This is a genomic window from Saccharopolyspora sp. NPDC002376 (genome assembly GCF_053593195.1).
Genome location: NZ_JBSFBZ010000018.1, coordinates 26,979 through 53,078, shown reverse-complemented (window position 1 = coordinate 53,078; position 26,100 = coordinate 26,979). Strand labels below are relative to the sequence as shown.

The following is a 26,100-nucleotide window of genomic DNA, read 5'->3' as shown; positions in this document are numbered from 1 at the left end:
TGCGGAAAGCACAGGCCATCACCGCTCCTCCAATGATGTTGCGGGGGCCGAGCCCCCGCAGCCCCCCACGGTGCGGTGGTGACGTCCAGGAAGGCTCCTCCCCTTCCTGGCGTTCTCGGCCTGCTCACGGACCAGCCCTTGTTCGGTCTGGTTCGTGGGGCCGTCCGGGGCCGGGATGGGGTCCGGTTTGGCCCATTCGGGGCTGGGTTGGGGTTGTTGTTAACCCGGTTGGCTTGTTGACCTTTTGGGGTGGCGGGGTCAGGGTTTTTGGTCTTGGGGGATTTGGCTTCGCGGTGGGTTTCCACCGCTTTCTCCGGGAGGCCGGGGTCGTCGTTAGGACGGGTCCGACCTCCCGACCCTTACTTGGGTGCCGTGCCTGCGGTGCCGGGTTTGCGCGAACGGCCTGTTCACCTCGTTCTTCGAGGGGAACAGGCCGTTCGCTTTCCGCAGGTGCTCCGGTCAGGGGGCCAGGGCGAACTTGTGGCGCCAGTTGGTCAGTTCTTGTTTTGTTGCTCCGTGGCTTTGGAGCCAGCCCGCTGCTCCGCCGTCGTAGTTCTCGAAGGTCTTGAGGACGCTCTTGATCGCCTCGGTGGGAGTCGACATGAGTTCTCGGACCATGTCCTCGTCCACACCTGGTGGGAGGACCGGGGCCGCGTCGAGCCGCTGGAGGACGCGGAACATGTTCTGGTCGGTGCGGGCGTAGTCGGCCACGATGACGTCTTCGCGGACTCCCGCCGCGCTCAGCAGCAAAGCCGCCGACACTCCCGTGCGGTCCTTGCCCGCTGCGCAGTGGATCAGGACCGGGCCGTCGGCTTCCAGCACGATGCGGAACACCTCGACCAGCTTCTTCCGAGCTCCCTGCAGGATCGTCTGGTAGAGCTTGGTCAGGTCGTGCGCCGAGTCGTCGAGCTCGAGCTCGACCTCTTCGAGGTCCTCCAGCAGCGGGACGTGGCGCACCTCGGCGACCTCCGCCAGCGGGTGCTGCTTGCCCTCCGCCTCCCATGAATCGCGAAGATCGACCACCACTTTCGGCGGCCAGCTCGGCATGCCCTCCGGGGCGCGATCGCCGGAGTGCGGCGCGTCACTGCGGTACACGACGCCCGTTCGCGTCGTCGCACCATCTCCAATGGGCTGTCCGCCCAGGTCGCGAAGGTTGACCAGCTGGTCGAGTGGATCCGTCGTCGACAAAGTGACCTCCGTAGCTACGGGCACCGCTCGAAGTGCGGCGACAAGTCCTACCGCAAGCGTCGCAGGTTCCGCACCGCTCACCCGCACCGGTCGGTGGCGCTTCGTCACACCTGGGCCACCCCCGTGGACGCGCTGATCCACCACGCGGTTACATGGGGCATCGCGTAACCCGAACGCGCGCAAAGGAGCCGCGACGTGACCACCACGAAGTTCGATTTCACCGAGGTACTGCCGCTCGGCCCCGACGACACCGAATACCGCTTGGTCACCGACGAAGGTGTTCGAGTAGTCGAGGCTGCGGGGCGGCGCTTCCTGGAAGTCGAGCCGACCACGCTCACCGCCCTGGCGACCGAAGCGATCAAGGACATCCAGCACCTGCTGCGTCCGTCGCACCTGGCCCAGCTGCGTGCGATCATCGACGACCCGGAAGCCAGCCCGAACGACCGGTTCGTGGCGACCGACCTGCTGCGCAACGCGTGCGTCTCGGCCGGCGGCGTGCTGCCGATGTGCCAGGACACCGGCACCGCGATCGTGATCGGCAAGCGCACCGAGTCCGTGCTCACCGGCGGTCAGGACGAGCAGGCACTGGCCCGCGGCATCTTCGACGCCTACCAGGACCTGAACCTGCGCTACTCCCAGATGGCTCCGCTGAACTTCTGGGAAGAGCGCAACACCGGCAGCAACCTGCCCGCGCAGATCGAGCTGTACTCCAAGGCCGGCACCGATCCGCAGTACGACTTCCTGTTCATGGCCAAGGGCGGCGGCAGCGCGAACAAGACCTTCCTCTACCAGGAGACCAAAGCGCTGCTGAACCCGGCGCGGCTCGGCCGGTTCCTCGAGGAGAAGCTGCGCTCGCTGGGCACCGCGGCCTGCCCGCCCTACCACCTGGCGATCGTGGTCGGCGGCATGTCCGCCGAGTTCAACCTCAAGGTCGCCAAGCTCGCCTCCGCCCGCTACCTCGACGAACTGCCGCGCGAAGGCTCGGCGTCCGGGCACGCGCTGCGCGACGTCGAGATGGAGCAGCAGGTCCTGGAGATGACCCGGCAGTTCGGCATCGGCGCGCAGTTCGGCGGCAAGTACTTCTGCCACGACGTGCGGGTCATCCGGCTGCCGCGCCACGGCGCGTCGCTACCGGTGGGCGTCGCGGTGTCCTGCTCGGCGGACCGGCAGGCCAAGGCCAAGATCACCCCGGAGGGCGTGTTCCTGGAGCAGCTGGAGCGCGACCCGGCCCGCTACCTGCCGGACGTGGCCGACGAGCAGCTGTCCGACGAGGTCGTCAAGATCAACCTGAACCGCCCGATGAACGAGATCCGGGCCGAGCTGTCCAAGCTGCCGGTCAAGACCCGGGTGTCGCTGACCGGCCCGCTGGTGGTGGCGCGCGACATCGCGCACGCCAAGATCGCCGAGCGCCTCGACGCTGGCGAGCCCATTCCCGAATACCTGCGCAACCACTCAGTGTACTACGCCGGTCCGGCGAAGACGCCGGACGGCTACGCCTCCGGTTCCTTCGGCCCCACCACCGCGGGCCGAATGGACGCCTACGTGGAGCAGTTCCAGGCCGCGGGCGGCTCGCTGGTCATGCTGGCCAAGGGCAACCGGTCGACCAAGGTGACCGAGTCCTGCCGCACCCACGGCGGCTTCTACCTCGGCTCCATCGGTGGCCCCGCGGCCCGCCTGGCCCAGGACTGCATCCGCAAGGTCGAGGTGCTGGAGTACCCCGAGCTCGGCATGGAAGCGGTCTGGCGCATCGAGGTCGAGGACTTCCCGGCCTTCATCGTGGTCGACGACAAGGGCGACGACTTCTTCGCCGAAGCGACCAAGCCGACCCTGCAGATCTCCTTCAACCGCTGACGGAGTGAGCACGAACTAGCAGTGAGCTGTGTTGCTGGTCGAGTTTCATCAGGCAAGCGGCAAAGCCGCTTCCATTGGTAAGCAGTGACCGCGAAACTCGACCAGCACCGGCCGGAAGTCCCGCATGTGCCGAAGGCGCATAGCCCACCCTCGGCGCTGGCACAACCACGCAAAGAACTCGCGGACATTCCTGAAAGCAGAAAACGCCGTATTTCCACAGGAGCCCCACCTCCTAGGGAAATACGGCGTTCTCCTTATCTGCTCAATGTGTCCTTTCGGCAGGTTTCCGTTGTGCGCCAACGATCAGCGCGGCACCTTGACGTCTTGCTGTTCCAGGACGACCTTGCGGGCGTCCAGCGGCGCGTCCAGGCGGACCGCCACCGGTGGGTAGCGCAGGTCCATCGTGCAGATCCCCGGTGGTTCCGGGGTTTCCTCGACCAGGACGAGCTTGACCAGCTGCGGGGTCTGCTCGGCCACCTCGGCGTGCACCTTGCTGCAGCCGCCTTCCTGGCCGGTGGCCACGAGGGCGGTCCCGTCGTCCTGGGTCCAGACCTTCGTCGGGTATCCCTTGGGCAGCGCCGAAGCGTCCAGCGAACTCTCGGCGACGGGGGTGCGTTCGTTCTCCGGTTTCGGCTGCACCGGTCCCGGCGGTGCCGGCGGTTGGCCGCCGAAACCCACTTCATTGGTCGGCTGTTGGGCGCAGGCGGCCAGCGCAAGGAGCAGAGCCCCCGCACCCATTGCGGTGTGTAGGCGTCTCATGCCCTACAGACGGAACGGGTCGCACGGCGGGTTGCGTGGAAATCACATCGATCCTCAACAGCTTTCCCACAGTCCGGAACTGCTGGTGATCGGTCACCTGATTCTGGTTTGGTCGATGCGACCACTTCCAGCCTTGGAGTGACGAGAAATGTCGACCACTGCCGCATCCGCCCCAGAGAGAACTGCTCCCCCGGAAAAACCGCAGGGAAAACCGCAGTGGGGTCCGCTGACCGTCGGCGTGATCGCAGCTGTGGCACTGGTTGCTGCCGCAGCCGCCGTGGTCGGGGTGAAGTCCGCCGTGCTGGCCGCGCTCGGACTCGCCCTCGGATTGACCCTGTTCCACTCCCGATTCGGGTTCACGTCAGCTTGGCGGCAGCTCGTTTCCGTCGGGCAGACCGAGGGAATCCGAGCTCACCTGCTGATGCTCGGTGCGGCGTCGATCCTCTTCGCCCCGATCCTGGCCGGTGGGGTGTCGTTCTTCGGCGGTGAGGTGGAAGGAAACGTCTCACCGGTCGGTCTCGGCCTGGTCGTCGGTGCACTGCTGTTCGGCATCGGCATGCAGCTGGGCGGCGCCTGCGCCTCGGGAACCCTGTTCGCCGTCGGCGGCGGGAACGGCCTGCTGGTCGTCACGCTGTTCTTCTTCATCTGCGGTTCCGTGCTGGGCGCCCTGCACTTTCCACTGTGGACGTCCGATGCGATCACGCTCGGATCCTTCTCGCTGGCCGAGGACACCGGCCTGGGCTACTTCGGTGCTCTGATCATGCAGCTGGCGGTGCTGGGTGCGATCGGGTTCGCGGCGACCCGGTGGGCTCGTCGGCACGACGCTCCCCCCGCTGGCCGCCCGCCGACGTCGCGCGGGCTGTGGCGGGTGCTGCGCGGCGCGTGGCCGCTGTGGGCCGGCGCGATCCTGCTGGCCGTGCTCAACGCGGTCGTGCTGTTGACGCGAGGGTCGCCGTGGGGCATCACCTCGGCGTTCGTCCTGTGGGGTTCGAAGGCGCTGCAGGCGGTCGGCGTCGACGTGGCGAGCTGGCCCTACTGGCAGGGCGAGCGGGCCGAGTCGCTGGCGGGTCCGCTGCTGGCCGACTCCACCTCGGTGCTCGACTTCGGGATCATCATCGGCGCGCTGGTCGCCTCCGCCGCGTCGGGCGCGTTCGTGCTGGCCAAGCGCATGCCGGTGAAGGTGGTGCTGGCTGCGGTGATCGGCGGTCTGCTGATGGGTTACGGGGCGCGCCTGGCCTACGGCTGCAACATCGGGGCCTACTTCTCCGGGATCGCCTCGCTCTCGCTGCACGGCTGGATCTGGGGGCTGTTGGCCCTGGCCGGCACCTGGATCGGACTGAAGCTTCGCCCGCTGTTCGGCCTCGGCGTTCCCAACCCGACCGACTCGGTCTGCTGATATGACGAGGTGGGACATCGATCCCACCGGCCTCGTCATATCAGCTCAGGAGTGGACGGAGGCCTCGTGCGCGGCCGCGATCCAGTCCCGGATCCACCGCGAGAGCGCACCGCCGTTGCGCACCCAGCTGAAGTGGCCGAGGTTCTCCGCACCGGACGTGTCCCGCGTGTAGTGCTTGGACGTGCGCAGCGCGTGCCGCGCCTTGCCCGCCAGGTGGTCCACTGAGGACCGCGGCGCCAACCGGTCCCCCGCGACGCTGACGGTCAGCAGCGGCATCCGCACCTCGCCCAGCGCCGCTTCGTAATCGGTGGCCGAGCCCTTGAGGCGGTACTCGCTCGTGCGGGCTTGACGTGCCCAGTCCTGCATCAGGCCGGCCGCCTGCCGACCGCCGAAGCCGAAGCGGTGGCCGGGCCAGTATCCGAGCAGCGTCGAGGCGCTGGCCACGACCTGCGTGCCGATCAGCGTGCGCAGCTTGTAGTAGCCGGGGAAGCTCCGGAACCACACCGATCCCGAGGCGACCAGCGCCACGCCCTGCACCCGCTCCTGGTGGCGTGCCGAGTGCAGCATGGCGATCTGGCCACCGAGGCTGTGCCCGAGCAGGAAGCGCGGCGCCTGCGGCAGCACCGATTCGACCAGGTCGAGGACGCCTTCCAGGTCGTCGATCAGGCTCTGGTAGCCGTAGCGCACGCCGCGGGCCGCCAGCGGTTTGCTCTCGCCCTGGCCGCGCAGGTCGAACGTCACCACGGTCAGACCCTGGCGGTGCAGGTCGGCCACGAACGGCCGGTAGTAGCGCGCGGGCACGCCCATGGCGGGGACGAGCACGACCACCGGGCTGCTCGGATCGTCCTGCTGGGCCGCGCGCACCTTGATCCGGTGCGGCCCGGCCGAGACCAAGCCGAGCACTACCGAGGCGGGCGCGTCGGGCTCCGGGCTGCGATCGGTGGTTTCAATGTCCACGAGGCACAGATTAACGGAACGCTCTCGTCTCGGACAGGGCGTCAGCGCAGTCGCCGCGGCCCGTTGTCCAGCACAACCGGGGACTCCCCGATGGCGACCTTGGCGCCGGTGACCACAGCACCCACCGGCGAAGCCAGCACCGGCCGCAACGCCAGGTCTCGCACCTCCGGCAGATCTTCGGCCAGCGTCGCCACCCGCAGCACCAGGTCCTCCAGCGCCGCGAGATCAGCGGGCTCGCTGCCCCGGTAACCCGCCAGCAGCGGCGCCGCCCGCGGCGCGCGGACCAGCGCCGACACGTCCACATCGGACAGCGGGAGCGCGCGGTAGGCCTTGTCGCCGAGCAGTTCGCTGGCCACCCCGGAAAGCCCGAAGGACACCAGCGTGCCGAACGACGGGTCATCCATCAGGTCGATCACGCACGAGGTTCCGCGCACCGCCATCCGCTGCACGTAGACCTCGTCCATCCCGGACACCCGGTGGATGTCGGCGTAGGCCGCGCGCACCGCATCGGCGCTGCCCAGGTCGAGCCGGACGCCCACGAGGTCGTTGCGGTGGCGGAGCTGATCGTTGACCGTCTTCAGCACAACCGGGTAACCGAGCTCCTCGGCTGCGGCCACAGCTGCGTCCACACTGCTCACCCGGCTGAACGACACCACGTCGATGCCGTAGCAGGCGAGCAGGCTCAGCACGCGCTTGTCGTCGAGCGTGGTGATACCCGCCGCCAGCCAGCCCTCGACCAGCGTCCGTGCCCGCTCGGCGTCAACGTCCGAGGGCCTCACGAAATGACCTTGCGGCGCGGCGCGCCACTGCGCGTAGCGAGTCACCCTGGCCAGGGCCAGCACCGAACGCTCCGGGCTCGGGTACGACGGGACGGACCCCTTGCCCGCGATGCCGTCCGGCCCCGGCACCACGAGCTCGTCCGGCACGCCTTCGGCGGCCAGGAACGTGGTCGCCACCGGCTTGGACCGCGCAACGTCCGCTTCTTGCAAAGCTTCACGCATGGCTCTCGCATATGCGGTTCCAGGAACCGCCACCGGCGGCGCGAACACCGTCACCAGCGCATCGACGTCCTCGCGCAGAGCAGCGTCGCGAACTGCGGCGGCGAAGTCCTCCGGCCCCGCCGACGCGCCCACGTCGACCGGATCCCCGGCCAGCTGCAGGCCCTGGGCCTGCGCCACGTCCGCTGCGAGCATGCCCAGCGCGGAGGAATTGCCCACGATCGCAACGCGATCGCCCTGCGGCAGCGGCTGGTGCGCCAACAGCAGCGCGGTGTCGAACATCTGCGCCACCGACTCCACGCGGATGACGCCGGACTGCTCGAACAGCGCCTGCACGCTGTTCTCGTCCACCTGCACCGAGGTCGCCGCCAAACCCGGGCGCACCGCGTTGCGCCCCGACTTGACTACCACGATCGGCTTGCTGCGGGCCAACCGGCGCGCCAGCCGGCCGAACTTGCGCGGGTTGCCGAACGATTCCAGGTAGAGCAGCACCACATCGGTGGCCGGGTCTGTCTGCCAGTACTGCAGCAGGTCGTTGCCGGACACGTCGGCGCGGTTGCCCGCCGAGACGAACGTCGACAGCCCCAGCCCGCGCTCGGTGGCGGTGGCCAGGATCGCCACCCCGAGCGCGCCGGACTGGCAGAAGAACCCGGTCCGCCCGCGACCGGGCAGCTGCGGGGCCAAACTCGCGTTCAGCCGGAGGTCCGGGGCCGTGTTGACCACGCCCAGCGCGTTCGGGCCGACCACCCGCATGCCGTGCACGCGAGCCTCGCGCACCATGGCGCGCTCGACCTCGCGCCCTGCCGGACCGCTCTCGCTGAACCCGGAGCTGACGATGACCAGGGTCTTGACCCCCTTGGCCAGGCAGTCGTCGAGCACCTCGGTCACCCCGGCGGCCGGGATCGCCACCACGGCCAGGTCCACCTCGTCCGGTATGTCGAGCACCGACGCGTAGGCGCGCACGCCCCGCACCGAGCGGTGTTCCGGGTTCACCGGGTACACCGGGCCGGTGAAGTCCGCGGTGAGCAGGTTCGTCAGGACCGCGTGGCCGATCTTGCGGTGGTCGGTGGAAGCCCCGATCACTGCCACCGACCGCGGTCGCAGCAGGTTGTGCACGCTGCGCGCCTCGGCTGCCTGCTCCCGGGCGCGGGCCACCGCGACCGACTCCTCGGTGAGATCGATGTCGAATTCCAGGTGCACGACGCCTTCCTCCATCGCGCGGCTCACCTGGTACCCGGCGTCGCGGAACACCCGCACCATCGTCGAGTTCTCCGCCAGCACCTCGGCCACGAAGCGCTGCAACCCTCGCTCCCGAGCGGCGGCCGCGAGGTGCTCCAGCAGGATCGACCCCAGACCGCGCCCCTGGTGCGAGTCCTCCACCACGAACGCGACCTCGGCCGACTTCTGCTCGCCCAGCCGGTCGAAGCGGCCCACCGCGACGATGTCGTCACCGAGCAGCGCGACCAGCGCGACCCGGTTGACGTAGTCGACGTGGGTGAAGCGCTCCACGTCGCGCTGGGGCATCCGCGGGTAGGGACCGAAGTAGCGGTAGTAGCGGGTCCGGTCGCTGAGCCGCCCGTGGAAGGCGATCAGCTTCTCGGCGTCCGCGCCCATGATCGGCCGGATGTGCACCGTGCCACCGTCGGAGAGCACCACGTCGGCTTCCCACTGCCGCGGGTACTCCACTTCCTCCGGGGCCTTCCCCTGCCCCTGAACCGTTCCGTCCACTTCGGACTCCTCAGTCGCGGCTGTCGCCCGGGTCGAGACCGTGCAACGGAAACACCGCGTGCCGGGTGTCACGAATCGAGGTGTCCACCGAGGACGCGGTCACCCCCGTCCAGCGCTCGAACGACGGATCACCCCCGTCGGTCATCGACGTCGGCAGCGGCACGTTCTCGGAGACACGCACCGCATGCGCCATCCAATCCTCCGGGATGGTCGTCTCCGGTGCGACGTCCCGGTCCAACAAGGTGGCCAACAGGTGCGTCCAGGCGCGCGGCACCACGCGGAACAGCGAGTAGCCGCCACCGCCCAGCGCCAGCCACTTGCCGCCGGCGCAGCTGTCGGCCAGCTCCCGCAGGTCCTGGTAGGTCGCGCGCTGCCCGTCCACGGTCTTCGACAGGTCGGCCAGCGGATCGTCGCGGTGCGCGTCGGCCCCGCATTGCGTCACCAGCACCTGCGGCTGGAACGTCGCCAGCACCGAGGGCACCACCGCGTGGAACGCGCGACGCCAGTCGGCGTCCCCGGTCCCCGGCGGTAACGGGATGTTCACCGCCGTGCCATCCGCCGACCCGCTGCCGATCTCCGTGCTGAACCCGGTGCCCGGCCACAGCGTGAGCGGGTGCTGGTGCAGGGAGATGGTCATCACCCGAGGGTCGTCGTAGAACGCCGCCTGCACCCCGTCGCCGTGGTGCACGTCGACGTCGAGGTAGGCGATGCGCTCCACCCCCTGCTCGAGCATCCACGCGATGGCCACCGAGCAATCGTTGTAGATGCAGAACCCCGCCGCGCGGTCAGCCATCGCGTGGTGCAACCCGCCCGCGATGTTGAACGCCCGGTCCGCCTTGCCGGACACGATCTGCTCCGCGGCCCGGATCGAAGCGCCCGAGATCAGCGCCGCGGCCTCGTGCATCCGCTCGAAGATCGGGTTGTCCTCGGTGCCGAGCCCGTGGCCGACCTCCCACCCCGCCATCGGCGCGGCGCGAACGGCCTCGATGTACTCCCGGGTGTGCACCCGCAGCAGGTCTTCCTCGGTCGCCGGTTCCGGCTTGAGCACGTCGACGCCGTCGAGGACGCCTAGCGACCGGGCCAACCGCATGGTCAGGTCCAACCTGATCGGATGCAGTGGATGGTGCCCGCCGAGGTCGTAGTCGAGCACCGACTCGTCCCACACCACCGCGCACTGAGAACCCATGGCCCGGACGCTACCCGCCCTGTGTCTGCCAACACAGTGTTCCAGGACACTGCGCTGCGCTTGATCGAGCTGGGCCAAATCGATCGGTCAGCCCGCCTCCTCTCCGGTCGCGGCCGGGCGGTCCGGGTCCGCCGACCAGTTCGACCACGAGCCCGCGTACAGCGCGGCCGGGTGCTTCGGATCGGTCACTCCGGCGTGCTCCAGAGCAAGTAGCACCGAGCACGCCGTCACGCCCGAACCGCAGTAAGCACCGATCGCTCTGCCCGCGTTGACACCGAGCGCGGAGAAGTGAGCCGCCAGCTCCGCTGCGGAACGCCACTTCCCGGAGTCGGTCACGTGCGCGGCGAACGGCGCGTTCAGCGCACCCGGAACGTGCCCGGCCCGCGGATCCATCGGTTCGACATCGCCTCGGTAGCGCTCCGGTGCGCGCGCGTCCAGCAGCGTCCCCTCGCGGGCGAGCTGCGCTGCACCGTCGGCGTCCACCACCGGCATCGAGCCGGCCCGAACCCGGAAGTCACCTTCGGCCGGCTGCGGCTGCTCGACCGTGGTCTGCCGTCCCTCCGCGGTCCACGCCGCGTAGCCACCGTCGAGCACGGCCACCTCCCGATGACCGGCCCAGCGCAGCAACCACCAGGCGCGGGCAGCGGCCGAACCGTTGTCGGCGTCGTAGACGATCACCGGCCGGTCGGTGTCCACTCCGGCCCGCCGCAGGACCGCTTCGAAGTCCCCCGGATCCGGCAGCGGGTGGCGGCCCGCAGAACCGGGTTCCGAGGCCAGTTCGGCGTCCAGATCGACGAACACCGCACCCGGCAAGTGGCCTACCCAATAGGCTTCCCGGCCGGGTGGTCCGAGCAGCGACCAACGGACGTCGAGCAGGGTCGGGGGTGCCTGCTCCGCCAACGCGGCCATGAGATCATCGGTACTGATCAAAGGATCCATCTGGACGGCCTTTCGTAGCCCGGCGACGAGGTCGGTCGAAAATCCTGGCAGTCAACTCCCCGACCACTGACTGCTGTCGCCCGGGGCGACTAGCATCGTGGTTGGGACTGAATGGGGAGCCGACGTGAACGATCTCATCGATACCACTGAGATGTACCTGCGCACCATCTACGACCTCGAAGAAGAGGGCGTTGTTCCACTCCGGGCCCGCATCGCCGAGCGGTTGGAGCAGAGCGGCCCCACGGTGAGCCAGACGGTGGCCCGCATGGAGCGCGACGGGCTGCTGACAGTTGCCGAAGACCGGCACCTCGAGCTCACCAAGACCGGCCGCGCGCGTGCCGTCAGCGTGATGCGCAAGCACCGCCTCGCCGAGCGGCTCCTCGTCGACGTGATCGGTCTCGAGTGGGAGCACGTGCACAACGAAGCGTGCCGCTGGGAGCACGTGATGAGCGAGGCCGTCGAGCGCAAGCTCGTCAAGCTGCTCGGCCGTCCCACCACGTCCCCCTACGGCAACCCGATCCCCGGCCTCGACGAGCTCGGCGTGGACGACACCGAGACCTCAGCCGAGGGCGACCTGCAGCGGGTCGACGAGATCGCCCGCAACGGCGGTGGGCGGGCGGTCATCCGCCGCATCGCCGAGCACGTCCAGCTCGACCCCGACCTGATGACCGAGTTGAAGGAAGTCGGCGTCGTGCCGGGCCACGAGGTGGAGATCATGTCGGTCATCGGGCCGAACAAGCCGATCGAGGTGCGGGGCGACAACGGCAGCACCGAGCTGTCCACCGGCATCGCGCACGCAGTCATGGTGCACGCCAAGTGACCTCGGCCGAGCGCGCGGCGGCAGTATTCGCCGAAGAGCACGGCGGCGTCGCCGACGCGGTCTGGTCCGCCCCCGGTCGGGTGAACCTCATCGGGGAACACACCGACTACAACGACGGGTTCGTGCTCCCCTTCGCCTTGCCGCACCGTACCGCGGTCGCGATCCGGACCCGCACCGACGGGCGCCTGTCGATGGCGACCTACGGCAGCGACGGACGACTGCACCGCAGCCACGGGACCAGCATCGACGGACTGCGACCGGGCTCCCCCACCGGTTGGGCCGCTTATCCCGCCGGGGTCGCCTGGGCGCTGCGCGAAGCCGGTTTCACCCTCAGCGGGGCAGACCTGGTGATCGTCGGTGACGTGCCGACCGGTGCCGGTCTGTCCTCTTCGCACGCGCTGGAGTGCGCGACGGCGCTGGCGCTGCTCGACTCCGCGCACGCCGCGCCGGGGCAGCCGGGCGCGCCGCGCCTCGGCGAGATCGCGCGTCTGGTGCAGCGGGCCGAGAACGACTTCGCCGGGGCGCCGACGGGCCTGCTCGACCAGACCGCATCGCTGGCCTGCACCGAGGCGCACGCGCTGTTCTTCGACGTGCGCTCCGGCGACGCCGAGCAGATCCCGTTCGACCCGCTCAGCGCAGACCTGGAACTGCTCGTCATCGACACCCGCGTGAAGCATTCGCACAGCGAATCCGGTTACGGAGAACGCCGTCGGGGTTGTGAGCGCGCAGCGGAGCTGCTCGAGCGCAAGGCACTGCGCGACGTGACCGCGGCGGAGCTGCCGACGGTCTTGCCGCAGCTTCCGGAGGAACTCCGCCCACTGGTGAAGCACGTCGTCACCGAGAACGACCGGGTGCTGACCACAGTGGACGAGCTCCGCGCCGGGCGGTACGCCGAGATCGGCCCGCTGCTCAACGCCTCGCACGCCAGCCTGCGCGACGACTACCGGGTCTCCAGCCCCGAGCTGAACCTCGCGGTCGACACGACATTGGCCACCGGCGCGCTGGGTTCCCGGATGATCGGCGGCGGCTTCGGCGGTTCCGCGATCGCCCTCGTGCCCGTCGGCGACCGGCCGCAGATCGAGCAGGCCGTCCTGGACGCCTTCGAGCAGGCGCACCTGACTGAGCCCCGGCTTTTCACAGCGGTACCCTCCGCCGGTGCGGGGCGGGACCGGTGACCACCGGGCGACCGCTGCCGCTCGCCGGTCCACGGCGGCCGAACTAGAACTCGCACGGAAGGCAGTACCGAGTTGAAGCTCCTCGTCACAGGCGGCGCCGGCTACGTCGGAAGCGTGTGCGCCGCACGCCTGGTGGAGTCCGGTCACGAGGTCGTCGTGGTCGACGACCTGTCCACCGGGCACGCCGACGCGGTCCCGGACGGTTGCAAGTTCGTCGAGGCCGACATCGCCGCAGCGGCGAGCGAGCTGCTCGCGGAGCCGTTCGACGGTGTGCTGCACTTCGCGGCCAAGTCGCTGGTCGGCGAATCCATGCAGGACCCGCAGAAGTACTGGCAGGGCAACGTGGTCACCTCGCTGCGGCTGCTGGACGCGATGCGCGAGCACGGCACGCCCCGGTTGGTGTTCTCCTCCACCGCGGCGACCTACGGGGAACCGGAGGTCTCGCCGATCACGGAGGACACCGCGACGCGGCCGACGAACACCTACGGCGCGACGAAGCTGGCCATCGACCACGCGATCACCTCCTACGCCAACGCCCACGGCATCGGCGCGGTCAGCCTGCGGTACTTCAACGTGGCGGGCGCGCACGACGCCTTCGGCGAGCGGCACACCGTCGAGACGCACCTCATCCCGATCGTGCTGCAGGTCGCCCTCGGCCAGCGGGAGCAGGTGCAGATGTTCGGCGAGGACTGGCCCACCGCGGACGGCACCTGCGTCCGCGACTACATCCACGTCACGGACCTGGCCGACGCCCACCTGCTGGCCCTGGAGAACGCCGTCGCTGGCGAGCACCGGATCTACAACCTGGGCAACGGCACCGGCTTCTCGGTCAAGCAAGTCATCGACACCTGCCGCCGGGTGACCGGTCACCCGATCCCCGCCAAGGTGGCGCCGCGCCGCGCCGGTGACCCGGCGACGCTGGTGGCGTCGAGCCAGCGCGCGCGGGACGAGCTGGGTTGGCAGCCGCAGCGAGCCGACCTCGACGTCATCGTGCGCGACGCCTGGCAGTTCACCCAGCAGCGCCAGGGGGCCTGAGCAGCGGTTCCCGCGCAGTCGGATCTTCGCGTTGTCCTGCATCACCAAGCTCCGTCCTCTTCGAGCATGATCCGGGCGTCTTCAGCGGCGTCTCTGGCGATGACGGCCAGTTCGGTGGGCGGCAGGCCTGCTTCCATGGCCTGCCGCAGCAGGGCTCCCAGCTGGTGGTCCGGCTCGGTCCGCTCGATCCTTTCCAGCGCGACCCCGGCGAGCGCACCCTCGCCACGCAGGTAGGCGGAGAACGCCAGCAGCGCGGCGACTTCGGGCAGTTCCGGGTCCGGGGCGTTGCGGACCAGGGCGAGCCAGAGCTCTTCGGCCGCCTTGGCCGTTTCGCCCAGTGCGGTGCCCAAGGCGATGTCGCGGACTCGGGTGTCGGACACCGCTAGCAGCACCCGTAGCTTGTCGTCCTCGGTCAGCGCGGAACCACTGGCCGCGCGCTGGATGGCCGCGTGCACGAGCTGCACGTCTCGCGCCACCCTGGCCGGATCGTGGTCTTCGATCCGTTCCTCGGCCAGCGCGTCGAGCTTCGCCGACCAGCGCGTGACGGTCTGGGGCGACTCGGGTGCCACCAGCGCGCGGAGTTCGTCGCGGCTGCCGAAGGTCACCGCTCCCGCTGCGGCCATCGCAGCCGCGACCGGCGAGGACTTCGGGTCGGGGATCTCGCCGAAGCACTCCGGATCGGAGTAGCAGTGCCAACGGGCACCGGCCTGGATCTCCGGCGCCCACATGGCGTGCGCCGTCACGATTCCGGCCCGGTGGAAGGAATCCCGGATCATGTCGACCAGGTCCGCGTGCGGCGGACCGGTATCGATCTCGTCCGCATCGGTCCCGTTGAGCAATGGTCGTTGGCAGGCGCCGGCGCAGTTGTCGTCGCAGGCGTCCTCGCTGGGTCCTTCCCCGATGACGACGAGGATGACGGCTTCCGCCCGCTGCCGCCCCAGCGGTCCGGACAGCAGGTATTCGCCGAATCCGCATATCCGCATCGAACAGGGCAGGTCCGTGCGCACGGTGACGCCGAACCTCGGGGTGAACCCCAGGTCGTGCAGCGTCAGCACCACGAGCGAGTTGGTCGGGTGGAAGCCGAGCATGTGCGGCACCGCGGCCAGCACGTCGTCGGGCTCGGTCAGCGAAACGGTGGTGTTCAGTCGCGTTGTCATGCCACCACCATCACCGCCGAATCCCGTTGAGGAAAGGGGTTTTTCGGAATCTGTGGATCAATTGGTCCGCTGTGGACAATTGACGATCAGAATCCCGAAAAGTCCACTATGGAATGACATTCGGCGGGGTGAAGCGGATCGCTTGATCGGCGAATGCGCTCCGCAACCGGCGCAACAACGCGAAGTTCTATCAAAAACGGGCAGTCGGAGTCGAAACTCCGACTGCCCGTTGAACCCTCGGACCGCTACCGGACGGACCCGAGCATCGGCAGCGTGATCGACGTGCGGGACAGGTCCAGCGCCAGCCCCGCGCCCGGCTTCGGACGCAGCGTGAAGTCATGATCGCTGGACAGCACGACGACGCCGAGGCGGTGCCCCGGCGCGAACACGTAGTCGTCCGGCTGCATGGCCACCTCGATCCGGTAGGTCTGCCCGGGCTTGATCGGCGAGGTCATGTCGATCTTCTGCCGGTTCTGCGGGTCGGCCCAACCCCGGGTCACCACCGACACCGAGCCGTCCGGCGCCTGGTCCACCAGCAGCGCGGTCACGTTCGCTGCCGACCGGTCGAAGGCCAGGGCGAACTCCGCCCGCACCGTTCCGCTGACCCGGGCCTGCTCCGCGAGCGGTTCGCTGAAGTAGGCCAACCGGTTCGGCGAACTCGGTGCGGCCGCGAGGTCTTCGGCCAGCCGAGTCGCGTCGTCGCGCAGCGACTCAACGGCCCGGTCGGACTTCTTCTCCGTGGTCAGCCCACCCCGCTCAGGACCGCCGGGGGTCGGCCGCAGGACCACGTCTTCGGCCTGCGGCGCGGGCCATTCCGGCTCCTGGCTCCAGCTGCCGTCCTCGCGCTGCACGGTGGCGCGCGGCTCGCCCTCGACGCCGTTGGGCACCTGGTACAGGTAGCGGGTGAACCAGCGGTTCAGCTCACGCAGCCACTCCTCCTTGCGGAGCCGGATCGGGTCGGTGTGTCCGGACTGGTGCCACCAGATCTTGTGCGGAACATCGCGCTCGCGCAGCGCCTCGTACCACTGGGCTGCCTGCCTGGTCTTGACGTTCCAGTCGTTGAGCCCGTGCACGGAAAGCACTGCGGCCCGGACGTTTCCGACGTCGTTGAGGTAGTTGCGCTCGTCCCAGAACGGGCTGTAGTCGCCGGTGATCCGGTCCTGGTCCGCCCTGAGCTGGTCGAGCACCGCGCGGCACGGTTCGCGGTCGGCTCGGGTGTGCACGTACTCGGCGAGCACGTCGGCGTCTTCGCCCTGGTAGCCGCCGGGCGCGACGACCGCTCCGTCGCTGCGGTAGTAGTCGTACCAGTTCGAGATCGCACCGATCGGCACGATCGCTTCCAGCCCGTCGACGCCGGTGCTGGCCACCGCGTTGGGCAGCGTGCCGTTGTAGGACACGCCCATCATCCCGACCTTGCCGGTCGCCCAGCCGGCCGCCACGAGCGCGCCGTCGGCGTCGTGCCCGGGAGCTCGCGAGTTGAGCCAGTCGACGACCGATTTCGCGCCGATGGTCTCGTTATCGGCCCCGGTGGTCGGGCATCCGGTGGACTCGCCGGTGCCCAGGGATTCCGCGTACACCACGGCAAATCCCCTGGACAGCAGGTATTCCTCGTAGTCCCACTTGATGTCGGCGGCCACCGCCATCCGCTCGTCAGCGGCGGAGGTGCGCAGCGACCGGTTGCCGGGCTTCTCCGGCACGTAGAGCTCGGTGTCGACGTTGTGGTTCGGGACGTCGTTGCCACCGGAGAAGTAAGGACTGGCCTGGTAGACGACCGGAACGCGCAGGCCCTGGTCGGTTTCCTTCGGCCGCACCACCTGGACGTGCACCCGGTCGTCCTGCCCGTCGTGATCGCTGTCCACGGGCGCGGTCACGAACAGGTCCTCGCGCACCGCCTGCCCCGGATCGAACACCGGCTGCGCCTCCCCGTCCTGGAACACGGGGCCCTGCGGCGGTTGCGCCATCGCGGGCGGTCCGCTCAGCGGTAGGACGCACAACGCAGCCAGCAAACCTATCCGAACGCGCCGCATGCAGGCTCCCGGGAACATCGAAGGGACATGACACCAGCACATTTCTTAGCTCGAAATGCCCGGTGAAGCACGTTCTGGGCGGGTTTGCGCCAAATTTCCCCGCCCGCGTCCCGGTAGAGTCGCGGGAACAAGTCCGCCGCCAGCTGCAAGGAGTGCGCATGTCCATCCCGTCCAGCCTGCTCACCTCGGCCGGTTTGATCGGCGGTTTCGCGGTCGCCCGCGCCACCAAGCACCGGCACTGGGGCGGAGTTGTCGCGGCAGGCGCGGGGCTCGCCGCGATGGAGACCTGCCGCCGCCGGACCGGCGTCGTCCCGGCCCTCGCCCTGGGCGCCACCTACACCGCAGCGCTGACCGGCTCGCACCCGCTGGCCAAGAAGATCGGGGCCTGGCCGTCGGTCTTCTCCGTCACCGGTGCGACTGCTGTCGCCGCGCACCTGCTGGCAAAGCACCGCGGGTAAGCGCGAGCAGCGCCACCGGAATCGCGACGATCGCGGTCAGGCCCACCACCAGCAGCGGGCCTGCCGTGTGCGCTGGGTGCACGGTGTGGAAGACCAGGTGCGGCACGACCCAGACGAGGTTCGACGCCAACGCGACGAGGACCAGGGGCCGGTCGAGGAGCATCGCGGCTGCGCCGAGCACCACTGCCATGGCCAGGTTCATCGCCCCGAAGTCGCGGAACAGGTGCTCGTTGAACGGCGGGTAGTCGCTGACGGTCAGCACATCGTCGTAGAACGACTGCGGGAAGAACAACGTCCAAGTTCCCGTTGCGACGTGCACGAAGGTCAGGACGAACAGACCCGTGCGGAGCCAGGCGCGCATCGTCAGCGCCCCGTTCGGCGAGGAAATCGCTGAAGGTCACGCGGCCGACCGCCTGCTCCGGAGCCAGGTGTCCACCGCGGCGATAACCGGCGAAAGCTGCGCCCGGCACGCGGATCGGCAGCACGAGCCGACGGCGTCCGGTGCCAGGTACACGCGGGCGAGGTCGCGGTGGCTGCGGATCTCCGGCCCGCCCATGTCCGGGACGCGGCCCGTCGGAGCGCCGACCGCGAGCTCGGCCAGACGCGCCGCGACCTCCCGGACGTCGATCGGCTGGAAGTCCACTCCCGCGAGCGTCGCGATCACCGGTGACCGGCGTTGCGCCGAGGTCATCCGGGCCACCAGGTCGTGGAACTGGGTGGTCCGCAGGATCGTCCACGGCAATCCCGAGCTCACCACGCGTTCCTCGGCTTCGAGCTTCGCCCGGTAGTAGGGCAATGGCACCTCGTCGACGCCGACGATCGAGATGTAGATCAGGTGCGGATCGCCGTTGCGCCGCGCCGAGTCGATCAGTCGCTGCGTCGCCGCCACGTCCTTGCGCCCCAACGTCGTTGCGCAGTGCACGATGGCGTCGACTCCCGACGTCGCCGCGTCCATGCCATCGCCCGTGCGCAGATCCCCGGTCGCCCACTCGTGCCTGGCAACGGCCGAGTGAGTCCTACGGCTGAGCACTCGCAGGTCGTGTCCGGCATCGAGCAACTGGTCCACCACTGCTGTGCCCAGCGTGCCCGTCCCGCCAGTCACCAAAATCGGATTCCGCACTCATCCGTCCTTTCCCGAAGACACCAGGAGGACGAGTCGAAGCCGCAGAACGTGACACCCGTGGGTGCCGCCCAGGACGACACCCACGAATGCCCGTTCAGCCCTCGAGCGGCGCGAGCCGCCACAGAGAGATGACCTCCGCGACGCGGGCGGCGTGGAGCGGATCTTCGGACGCTGCGGCCTTCGGATGACGAGGCTCGGTGTCCGATCTGGCGACGACATGAAGCCCGGCCCGGTGAATGGCCTCGAGCAGATCGGCTCGAGTGCGCAGGCCAAGGCGTTCAGCCAGGTCCGAGAGGATCAACCACCCCTCCCCTCCCGGCTGCATGTGGGCGGGCAATCGATCGAGGAAGTCCCGCAGCATCCGGCTCTCCGGGTCGTAGACCGCGTGGTCCAGCGACGAATGCGGCTGGGCAGGCACCCACGGCGGGTTGCACACGACCAGCTGCGCACGTCCCGGCGGGAAGAGGTCTGCCTCCACAGGTTCGATCCGACCGGCGAGTCCCAACCGTCGCGCGTTGTCCTCGGCGCACCGGATCGCTCGTGCCGAGCTGTCCGTGGCCACCACCCGTACCACGCCGCGGCGCGCGAGAACCGCTGCCAGCACGCCGGTTCCAGTACCGATGTCGAATGCGGTCCGGATCTGCGACAGCGGAGCATCTGCGACCAGGTCGACGTACTCGTTCCTCGTCGGGGCGAACACGCCGTAGTGCGGGTGGATGTGTGCCCCGAGCGCTGGCACTGCGACGCCCTTCCTCCGCCATTCCCTCGCACTGATGACGCCTAGCAACTCCCGCAGCGGGACGACGTACGGCGCGTCAACCTCTCCGTAAACGTCGCGGCAAGCAGGACCAACGTCTGGTGCGCGACGCAGCGCCAGCACATGGTCACTCTCGATGCGGACCATGACGAGTGACAGCGCCCGTGCTCTGCGCGACTGTTCCTGCCGGTGGTGGAAGAACGCTTCGGTGGCAGACGAAGTGCGCTTCTGCGGCCGCTGCAGACGGCGGGAGATCGCGCTGAGGAGTTGGCGGGCCTGGTGGAAATCGCCCTGCCACAGCAAGCCCGTCCCCCGGGATACCAGCTGGCACGCCCGGTTCGCAGGCATCCGGTCATCGGCGTGGACGAACTGAGCCGGTGGTTCTGCGCCGTTAACCGAGAACCAACGCAGCGCATTTCCGGGCATGACCTGCTGCGCGCAAGCAGCATCGACTTCTGGAAGGTGCATGAACCGCTCCTGCTGATGCGGTCGAATGCAGCTCAGCAGCGAATTGCGCGCTTGAGCTGCACGAAGCGGAAGGTGGACGCTCAGATCCCCAGCCGGGCACGCACGCCTCGGCCGGTGGGGTGGGATCCGGAACTAACCGACCACAGCAGCATGAGCAGGAGCCGTCATGCCGTGGAGGCTAGCGCACCCGCGCTGCGACGTGCCGGACAGGAACCCAGCACGTCGCAGCGCGGGTGCTTCTAGACCGTTGACACAGACCGATGCATGCCGAGCAGGGTGCCCAGCATCAGTCCGTCCATCACCACTGCGATGGCGCGGCCACGCACCTCGGGACGGGTCAGCTGCGCGCACAACGACAGCGCGATTCCGAAGAACGCCTGGGACGCCACACCGGTGATGACGCGGGCCACCACCATCACCCCGTACCCCGCCGCGGTGGCCGCCAGCAGGTTGCCGGCGAGGAAGATCCCGAACAGGCTCAGCAGCGCCGTTTTCGGCCGGAACTTCATCAGCGCGACAGTGAGGAACGGCCCGCCGAGGGCCATCGCGGCGGCGAACGCGATGATCAGGTAGCCGATCTGCGGGATGGTGGCGTCGAGTCCGACGGCCATCTGCGGCATCAGCCCGGCGAACACCAGCCCCGGCGGTTATCCAGCTCCGATTCGACGATCACCGCGAACAGCGCCCGAATCCGCTCCAGCTCGGAGCTCTCGGGGTCGTCCAGGATCGACAGCTGCTTGGTCGTGGCATCGATGTAGCGGACGAGCGAGCGCATGAACAGGTCGTGCTTGCTGTTGAAGGTGTTGTAGATGCTGCTGCGACCGAGGCCGGTCGCCTCGCACAGATCCTGGGTCGACGTCGCCTCGTAACCATTCGCCCAGAAGGTCCGCATCGCGGCCTCCAGCGCACGGTCCTCGTCGAACAACCTCGGTCGCGCCATGCGAGGACCGCAACAGGTCATGAAACGAGCTGTCCAATACTGGCGTCGACGCCTCGCCCAAGCAAGCGTCAGCGAGTCGTGTCTGGCGTAAAGCGCACGGCCCGGGAGAGCAGATAGCGCCGCGCCACCAGGTGGATCGGGACGACGACCGGCCAGACGATCCGACTCACGCCCCGGTAGGGCTCGACGAACGTTGCGACGATGAGGGGATCCGACCGCACGCGGAACACCGGGTTCGCCCGCAAACCGACCTTCCAGAGCACTTCGAGGCGAATCCAGTCGGGCTTCGACTCACCGATCCGCCAACCGCTTCTGCGCTCGTGTCACGTCCCGGCGGCCCTTCTCGTCCACCCAGCGACGAGAAGGAGGGTCTCGATGACAACGTACGCACAGTGCCCGCGGAACGTCTTCACCACGACCGTGACCATCATCGGCGCAGCCATGATGCTCGTGACCGGCTCTTGGTGCCGGCTCGATCCGACGAGCTTCGCGGAGTGGGCGAACTGGCCGAACCACGAGCACTTCCTGCACGACGCAGGGGTGTTCCAGATCGGCATCGGGCTGATGATGCTCACCGCCCTGACCTGGCGCGATGCGCTGGTCGTCGTGCTCACCGGATTCGTGGTCGTCGACCTGCTCCACGGGATCAACCACGCAGTCGACACCGGTGGCGGTCGCCCGTCCGATTCGTGGATCCTGTTCGGCACGGCCGCACTGGGGGCCGCCGCACTCCTGATCCGGATGCGCACGATCCGTCACTCCGGATTGGAGGTCGGACGATGAGAGTCGTGCTGGCCGGAGCAACTGGGACGATCAGCTCCGCACTTGTGCCCCAGCTGCTCGCAGCGGGTCACGAGGTCATCGGACTCACCCGGAGTTCCACCGGGGCGCAGCGAATCCGCGCCGCCGGAGTCGTGCCCGTGATCGCCGACGTGATGAACGCTGATGCACTCCTGACCGCGCTCGACGGGCAGACCGCGGACGCGGTGATCCACCAGGCCACCGCCATCACGCGAACCCCCGCTCACCACCGCGACCTGCACCCCACCGATGCACTGCGCGATGTGGGTACGCGAAACCTGTTGCGCGCCGCAACGCAGCTCGGGGCACACAGGTTCGTCACCCAGTCGTTCTTCCTCGGCTACGGATGGCGCGACCACGGCCAGCAAAGCCTCACCGAAGACCACCCGTTCGCCGAGACGGGGCACGGCGCTTTCGACCACCACCTGCGGTCGCTGCGGTCCAATGAGGACCAGGTGCTCGGAGCTTCGGGGATCGAAGGCATCGCCTTGCGCTACGGACTGTTCTACGGACCCGAGCCCGCGACGCGGAAGATGCTGGCATTGGCGCGGAAACGACTGCTCCCCGTTCCGCGCCCGGCAGCGACGCTGCACCCGATCCACATCGCCGACGCCGCCTCCGCCACGATCGCCGCACTCGAGCGCGGACGAGCCGGTCAGGCGTACAACATCGTCGACGACCAGCCCGTCGACATGGGCGACTTCCTGAGCGCGGTGGCCAAGACCGCGGGAGCGCCAGCCCCGCTGCGCATACCCGGCTGGCTGCTGCGAGCCACCCCCTACCTGCACGCCCTGCTGGTCGGCACTCAGATCCGGCTCGACAACAGCAAGGCCAAACGCGAACTGGACTGGACGCCGCAGTACCCGACCTATCGCGAAGGTCTGCCTTCAGCACTGCGGTGACGGGCTGTGGCCAGGAACACGATCCACCGGATCGGTTGGCAACGCGAGGATTCCGCCGCCGCGCCGGGCGGCCGGCACGCACCACATCCCGGTGCCGTCGAAATGGCGGCGAGCAGGTCATTAGGGTGTACAGGTGGCCTGATCCACGATTCACGGCGAAGGGACCCCGGTGAACGCTCCAGCATCGACCGTCGAAGAGCTGACCGCCCAGCGCGATCGCGCCAGCCAGGACCACGCGGCCCTGGTCGCGCGCGGCCTGCAGCTGGACCTCACCCGGGGCAAGCCGTCGCCACGCCAGCTCGACCTCTCCAACGACCTGGCGACCGTCCAGGGCCCGCTGACCTCCGCGAACGGCACCGACCTGCGCAACTACGGCGGGCAGCAGGGTCTGCCCGAGCTGCGGGCGATCTTCAGCGACGACCTGCAGGTGCCGGCCGAGCAGCTGCTGGCCGCTGGCAACTCCAGCCTCGAGCTGATGCACGACGCGCTGGTCTTCGCACAGCTCGGCACTCTCCCGGGCGGCCAGCGCCGCTGGGTCGAGGAGCCCGAGATCGCGTTCCTGTGCCCGGTCCCCGGCTACGACCGGCACTTCGCGCTGTGCGAGCGGTTCGGCATCAAGATGATCCAGGTCCCGATGACCGCGGACGGCCCGGACATGGACGTCGTCGAGCGCCTCGTCGCCGAGGACCCGAAGATCAAGGGCATCTGGTGCGTGCCCAAGTACAGCAACCCGGACGGCGTCGTCTACTCCGACGAGACCGTGCGCCGGTTGGCCGCCATGCCCACCGCCGCCCCGGACTTCCGGATCTTCTGGGACAACGCCTACGCGGTGCACCACCTCACCGCCGAGGCCGTTGAGATCGCCGACGTGCTCGCGCTGTGCGCCGAGAACGGCAACCCGGAACGGGCGTTCGTCTTCGGCTCCACCTCGAAGATCACCTTCGCCGGTGGCGGTGTCGCCTTCTTCGGCTCCTCCCCCGCCAACGTCGAGTGGTGGCTGGGCTGCACCGCCAAGCGCAGCATTGGCCCGGACAAGATCAACCAGCTGCGCCACGTCCGCTTCCTCCGCGACGCCGAGGGCCTGCGTGAGCACATGCGGCAGCACGCGGCGCTGATCCGCCCCAAGTTCGACGCGGTCGACAAGATCCTCACCGCTGAGCTGGGCGACACCGACCTCGCCTCGTGGACCAAGCCGGTCGGCGGCTACTTCATCAGCCTGCAGGTCCCCGAGGGCTGCGCCCGCGCGGTGGTCGCGAAGGCCAAGGAGGCGGGCATCGCCCTCACCCCGGCCGGCGCGACCCACCCCTACGGCGACGACCCGACCGACAGCATGATCCGCATCGCTCCGACCTTCCCGGACCAGGCGGAACTCGAAGAGGCCATCGCGGGCCTGGCCACCTGCGTCCGCCTCGTCGGCACCGAGAAGCTCCTCGCCGACCGCCAGAACTGACGCCACTGGTGGGGGGGTCGCGGGTGCAGCCCCCCACCCAGGCATCAACCGCCAGCTGCGACCAACCTCGCCGCAACCCACAGGAAGACCTTCGAGGCGCCGAGCTCGGACTCCGTGAGCCACTCGGCTGCCTGACGCGCCTGCTGCTCGTCCTGGATCAACCGTTCACGAAACACGCCAAGACCTCTCGGTCAGACCCCCGAGGCAGGTCCAGGTGTCCCAGCTGTCCGGGCCGGATACCAGTTTCGCATTGCGCGCGAACGAAAATCCCGCGATCGCCGCTCCGATCCGGAGCGGCGATCAGCGTCCGATGTGGATCCGGTCCGTACTACGCCTCGGTGGGGATTCGCTGCTGGCGGAAGGCTGCGGTGACGGTCTGCTCGAGCAGAACCGCGATCGTTGTAGGGCCAACCCCGCCCGGGACCGGGGTGATCAGGCCGGCGCGGGTGGCCGCTTCGTCGAACTCGACATCGCCGACGTTGCCCTCGTTGTAGCCCGCATCGATCACGACCGCACCGGGCTTGAGCCACTCGCCGCGGACGAACTCCGGCTTGCCGACCGCAGCGACCACGATGTCCGCGTTCCGCACGTGCGAGGGCAGGTCGGTAGTCCTCGAGTGGCACACCGTCACCGTCGCGTCGCGCCCCAGGAGCAGCATGCTCATCGGCTTGCCCAAGATGGCGCTGCGGCCGATCACCACAGCGTGCTTGCCTCGCGGATCCACGTCGTAGGCGTCGAGCAGGCGCATGATCCCCGCCGGCGTGCACGAGGCGAAACCGTCGAATCCGAACGCCATCGACGCGAAGGACTGCGAAGTGACACCGTCGACGTCCTTCTCCGCCGAGATGGCGTCGAACGCCGAGCGCTCGTCGATGTGGGCCGGGACCGGGTGCTGCAGCAGAATGCCGTGCACCGACGGGTCGTTCGACAGCTCGGTGATCGCGCCGACCAGTTCCTCGGTCGTGATCGTGTCCGGTAGCGGCACGTGACGGGACTCGATGCCGTACTTCGCGCACCGGTTCCGCTTCATCCGCACGTAGGTGACCGAAGCTGGGTCCTCGCCGACCAGCACCGTCGCCAGGCAGGGCTTGGCCCCGGTCTGCTTCTCGAAGTGCGCGGCCTTCTCGCCGGTGCGATCCATAATGTCGCGGGCCACCGCGGTGCCGTCGATCAGACGAGAGTCAGCCATGCGTTGCTCCTCGGGTGTCGTTCTTCCTGATCACCCAGGCGCGCGGCTTCGGACCGGCACAGCCGGCCGGGCCGCTCCCCGGTGGTACTCCACCTGAACGCCAGTCACGGCCCCGCACCCACGATAACGGCTCCGCCCTTGCTGGCCGTCCAACAGGTGGCGAGCATCGCTCCGCCGGAGACTTCTTTATCTTCCGGCGTCCGGCTCACTTCTTCCGCACCACGCCGCCTCGTGCGGCGGCGAGCGCGAGGGCGGCCGCGTGCTCGGCGGTGACGTCGTCGACCGGCTCGGCGCTGATCAGCAGTCGGAAGTAGATCGGCGCGGCGAGTGTCTTGAGCAGTTCGCCGGGATCTGTGTCGGCGGGAAGTTCTCCGCGCTCGACAGCCCGCGCAATCACCGGTTCGGCGCGCCTGAGCCGGTCGCTGAAGATGCGCTTCCTGGCGTCGGCGATCTCCGGTAGGCGCGCCGCATCCGAGAGCATCGCCGCGAGGACGGCCTGTCCGATCGGGCTCGTCATCGTGCGCACGAGCGAGTGCGCGAGTTCGCGGAGATCGGTGTCAACAGCGCCGGTATCGGGCGGCGACGTGGTCGGCAAGCGCGTCCACGACGAGGCTCTCTCGGTCCGTCCACCGACGGTAGACCGTTGTGCACCCCCGCACGCTGCGCGACGTTGTCCACCGTAAGCCGGTGCTGTTTTTCATGCGCCGCGCTCTGACTGAACTACCGCTCGCCGCCGTCTCCTTTGCTCGAGCGACGGCACAGGTGGCCCAGTGGACGGCGTATGCACCAGAAAGGG

25 protein-coding genes, 1 pseudogene and 1 riboswitch are annotated in these 26,100 nt (G+C 68.9%); of the genes and pseudogenes, 9 read left to right on the top strand and 17 right to left on the bottom strand.

The window, feature by feature from the left end; all coding sequences use genetic code 11:
• Positions 1–459: 459 nt before the first annotated feature.
• Positions 460–1,188, bottom strand: a complete 729-nt coding sequence (locus tag ACWCO2_RS14850) for a tyrosine-protein phosphatase (RefSeq protein WP_450128271.1) — start codon at positions 1,186–1,188, stop codon at positions 460–462.
• 195 nt (positions 1,189–1,383) lie between these two features.
• Between ACWCO2_RS14850 and ACWCO2_RS14845 the strand changes: the two genes are divergently transcribed.
• Positions 1,384–3,039, top strand: a complete 1,656-nt coding sequence (locus tag ACWCO2_RS14845) for a fumarate hydratase (protein WP_450128270.1) — start codon at positions 1,384–1,386, stop codon at positions 3,037–3,039.
• A gap of 303 nt (positions 3,040–3,342) precedes the next feature.
• Here ACWCO2_RS14845 and ACWCO2_RS14840 read toward each other — a convergent pair whose 3' ends face one another.
• On the bottom strand, positions 3,343–3,798 hold the full coding sequence (locus tag ACWCO2_RS14840; RefSeq protein ID WP_450128269.1) for a hypothetical protein: 456 nt from the start codon (positions 3,796–3,798) through the stop codon (positions 3,343–3,345).
• Between the two features lie 148 nt (positions 3,799–3,946).
• On the opposite strand from ACWCO2_RS14840, the gene ACWCO2_RS14835 reads away from it, so the two are divergent.
• The gene (locus ACWCO2_RS14835) at positions 3,947–5,194 is read left to right on the top strand and encodes a YeeE/YedE family protein (RefSeq protein ID WP_450128268.1); all 1,248 of its coding nucleotides are present in this window, start codon (positions 3,947–3,949) and stop codon (positions 5,192–5,194) included.
• 45 nt (positions 5,195–5,239) lie between these two features.
• Here the strand turns inward: ACWCO2_RS14835 and ACWCO2_RS14830 are convergent, their stop codons facing one another.
• The 4 genes from ACWCO2_RS14830 to ACWCO2_RS14815 form a co-directional block, all read right to left on the bottom strand.
• The gene (locus tag ACWCO2_RS14830) at positions 5,240–6,151 is read right to left on the bottom strand and encodes an alpha/beta hydrolase family protein (protein ID WP_450128267.1); all 912 of its coding nucleotides are present in this window, start codon (positions 6,149–6,151) and stop codon (positions 5,240–5,242) included.
• 41 nt (positions 6,152–6,192) lie between these two features.
• Positions 6,193–8,877: a bifunctional acetate--CoA ligase family protein/GNAT family N-acetyltransferase gene (locus ACWCO2_RS14825; protein ID WP_450128266.1), complete on the bottom strand. Its 2,685-nt coding sequence runs from the start codon at positions 8,875–8,877 to the stop codon at positions 6,193–6,195.
• 10 nt (positions 8,878–8,887) lie between these two features.
• Positions 8,888–10,063 carry an acetoin utilization protein AcuC gene (locus tag ACWCO2_RS14820; protein ID WP_450128265.1) on the bottom strand — a complete coding sequence of 392 codons (1,176 nt, stop codon included), beginning with the start codon at positions 10,061–10,063 and terminating at the stop codon, positions 8,888–8,890.
• Between the two features lie 87 nt (positions 10,064–10,150).
• The gene (locus tag ACWCO2_RS14815) at positions 10,151–11,002 is read right to left on the bottom strand and encodes a sulfurtransferase (RefSeq protein ID WP_450128264.1); all 852 of its coding nucleotides are present in this window, start codon (positions 11,000–11,002) and stop codon (positions 10,151–10,153) included.
• Positions 11,003–11,126: 124 nt separating this feature from the next.
• Here ACWCO2_RS14815 and ACWCO2_RS14810 point away from each other — a divergent pair, with 124 nt between their 5' ends.
• The 3 genes from ACWCO2_RS14810 (at position 11,127) to galE (ending at position 14,032) form a co-directional block, all read left to right on the top strand.
• On the top strand, positions 11,127–11,822 hold the full coding sequence (locus tag ACWCO2_RS14810) for a metal-dependent transcriptional regulator (RefSeq protein WP_450128263.1): 696 nt from the start codon (positions 11,127–11,129) through the stop codon (positions 11,820–11,822).
• Positions 11,819–12,997 carry a galactokinase gene (gene galK / locus ACWCO2_RS14805; RefSeq protein WP_450128262.1) on the top strand — a complete coding sequence of 393 codons (1,179 nt, stop codon included), beginning with the start codon at positions 11,819–11,821 and terminating at the stop codon, positions 12,995–12,997. Before ACWCO2_RS14810 ends, galK begins: the two co-directional genes overlap by 4 nt.
• A 72-nt stretch (positions 12,998–13,069) precedes the next feature.
• Entirely contained in the window at positions 13,070–14,032 is a 963-nt protein-coding gene (gene galE, locus ACWCO2_RS14800) for a UDP-glucose 4-epimerase GalE (protein WP_450128261.1), read from the top strand.
• A gap of 41 nt (positions 14,033–14,073) precedes the next feature.
• Here galE and ACWCO2_RS14795 read toward each other — a convergent pair whose 3' ends face one another.
• Positions 14,074–15,189 carry a DUF4192 domain-containing protein gene (locus ACWCO2_RS14795; RefSeq protein WP_450128260.1) on the bottom strand — a complete coding sequence of 372 codons (1,116 nt, stop codon included), beginning with the start codon at positions 15,187–15,189 and terminating at the stop codon, positions 14,074–14,076.
• 245 nt (positions 15,190–15,434) lie between these two features.
• Entirely contained in the window at positions 15,435–17,216 is a 1,782-nt protein-coding gene (locus tag ACWCO2_RS14790) for a Xaa-Pro dipeptidyl-peptidase (protein ID WP_450128259.1), read from the bottom strand.
• A 158-nt stretch (positions 17,217–17,374) separates the two neighbouring features.
• Here ACWCO2_RS14790 and ACWCO2_RS14785 point away from each other — a divergent pair, with 158 nt between their 5' ends.
• Complete coding sequence (locus tag ACWCO2_RS14785) at positions 17,375–17,674, top strand: hypothetical protein (protein WP_270948003.1); 300 nt, start codon at positions 17,375–17,377, stop codon at positions 17,672–17,674.
• Here the strand turns inward: ACWCO2_RS14785 and ACWCO2_RS14780 are convergent.
• From ACWCO2_RS14780 to ACWCO2_RS14755, 6 genes and pseudogenes are all read right to left on the bottom strand, one after another.
• Positions 17,622–18,035: a hypothetical protein gene (locus ACWCO2_RS14780; RefSeq protein WP_450128334.1), complete on the bottom strand. Its 414-nt coding sequence runs from the start codon at positions 18,033–18,035 to the stop codon at positions 17,622–17,624. The genes ACWCO2_RS14785 and ACWCO2_RS14780 overlap by 53 nt on opposite strands.
• Positions 18,036–18,042: 7 nt before the next feature.
• A pseudogene (locus ACWCO2_RS14775) lies at positions 18,043–18,794 on the bottom strand (SDR family oxidoreductase); the annotation flags it as partial.
• Positions 18,795–18,891: 97 nt separating this feature from the next.
• The gene (locus tag ACWCO2_RS14770) at positions 18,892–20,022 is read right to left on the bottom strand and encodes a methyltransferase (RefSeq protein WP_450128258.1); all 1,131 of its coding nucleotides are present in this window, start codon (positions 20,020–20,022) and stop codon (positions 18,892–18,894) included.
• Between the two features lie 239 nt (positions 20,023–20,261).
• On the bottom strand, positions 20,262–20,633 hold the full coding sequence (locus ACWCO2_RS14765) for an MFS transporter (RefSeq protein WP_450128257.1): 372 nt from the start codon (positions 20,631–20,633) through the stop codon (positions 20,262–20,264).
• 8 nt (positions 20,634–20,641) lie between these two features.
• Positions 20,642–20,962: a TetR/AcrR family transcriptional regulator gene (locus ACWCO2_RS14760; protein WP_450128256.1), complete on the bottom strand. Its 321-nt coding sequence runs from the start codon at positions 20,960–20,962 to the stop codon at positions 20,642–20,644.
• Positions 20,963–21,030: 68 nt separating this feature from the next.
• Positions 21,031–21,225, bottom strand: coding sequence for a hypothetical protein (locus ACWCO2_RS14755; RefSeq protein ID WP_450128255.1), 195 nt, complete (start codon positions 21,223–21,225; stop codon positions 21,031–21,033).
• Positions 21,226–21,337: 112 nt separating this feature from the next.
• Here ACWCO2_RS14755 and ACWCO2_RS14750 point away from each other — a divergent pair, with 112 nt between their 5' ends.
• The 3 genes from ACWCO2_RS14750 (at position 21,338) to ACWCO2_RS14740 (ending at position 24,115) form a co-directional block, all read left to right on the top strand.
• The gene (locus ACWCO2_RS14750; protein ID WP_450128254.1) at positions 21,338–21,745 is read left to right on the top strand and encodes a hypothetical protein; all 408 of its coding nucleotides are present in this window, start codon (positions 21,338–21,340) and stop codon (positions 21,743–21,745) included.
• The gene (locus ACWCO2_RS14745) at positions 21,742–22,665 is read left to right on the top strand and encodes an NAD-dependent epimerase/dehydratase family protein (RefSeq protein ID WP_450128253.1); all 924 of its coding nucleotides are present in this window, start codon (positions 21,742–21,744) and stop codon (positions 22,663–22,665) included. Before ACWCO2_RS14750 ends, ACWCO2_RS14745 begins: the two co-directional genes overlap by 4 nt.
• Before the next feature lie 169 nt (positions 22,666–22,834).
• Entirely contained in the window at positions 22,835–24,115 is a 1,281-nt protein-coding gene (locus ACWCO2_RS14740) for an aminotransferase class I/II-fold pyridoxal phosphate-dependent enzyme (protein WP_450128252.1), read from the top strand.
• Between the two features lie 44 nt (positions 24,116–24,159).
• On the opposite strand, the gene ACWCO2_RS14735 is transcribed toward ACWCO2_RS14740, so the two are convergent.
• The 3 genes from ACWCO2_RS14735 to ACWCO2_RS14725 all read right to left on the bottom strand — a co-directional run bounded on the left by ACWCO2_RS14735 (position 24,160) and on the right by ACWCO2_RS14725 (position 25,899).
• The gene (locus tag ACWCO2_RS14735; RefSeq protein WP_450128251.1) at positions 24,160–24,291 is read right to left on the bottom strand and encodes a hypothetical protein; all 132 of its coding nucleotides are present in this window, start codon (positions 24,289–24,291) and stop codon (positions 24,160–24,162) included.
• A gap of 152 nt (positions 24,292–24,443) precedes the next feature.
• Positions 24,444–25,304, bottom strand: a complete 861-nt coding sequence (locus ACWCO2_RS14730; protein WP_450128250.1) for a bifunctional 5,10-methylenetetrahydrofolate dehydrogenase/5,10-methenyltetrahydrofolate cyclohydrolase — start codon at positions 25,302–25,304, stop codon at positions 24,444–24,446.
• Positions 25,305–25,329: 25 nt separating this feature from the next.
• Positions 25,330–25,422, bottom strand: a riboswitch (ZMP/ZTP riboswitch).
• Between the two features lie 87 nt (positions 25,423–25,509).
• Positions 25,510–25,899: a TetR-like C-terminal domain-containing protein gene (locus ACWCO2_RS14725; protein WP_450128249.1), complete on the bottom strand. Its 390-nt coding sequence runs from the start codon at positions 25,897–25,899 to the stop codon at positions 25,510–25,512.
• Positions 25,900–26,100 lie beyond the last annotated feature (201 nt).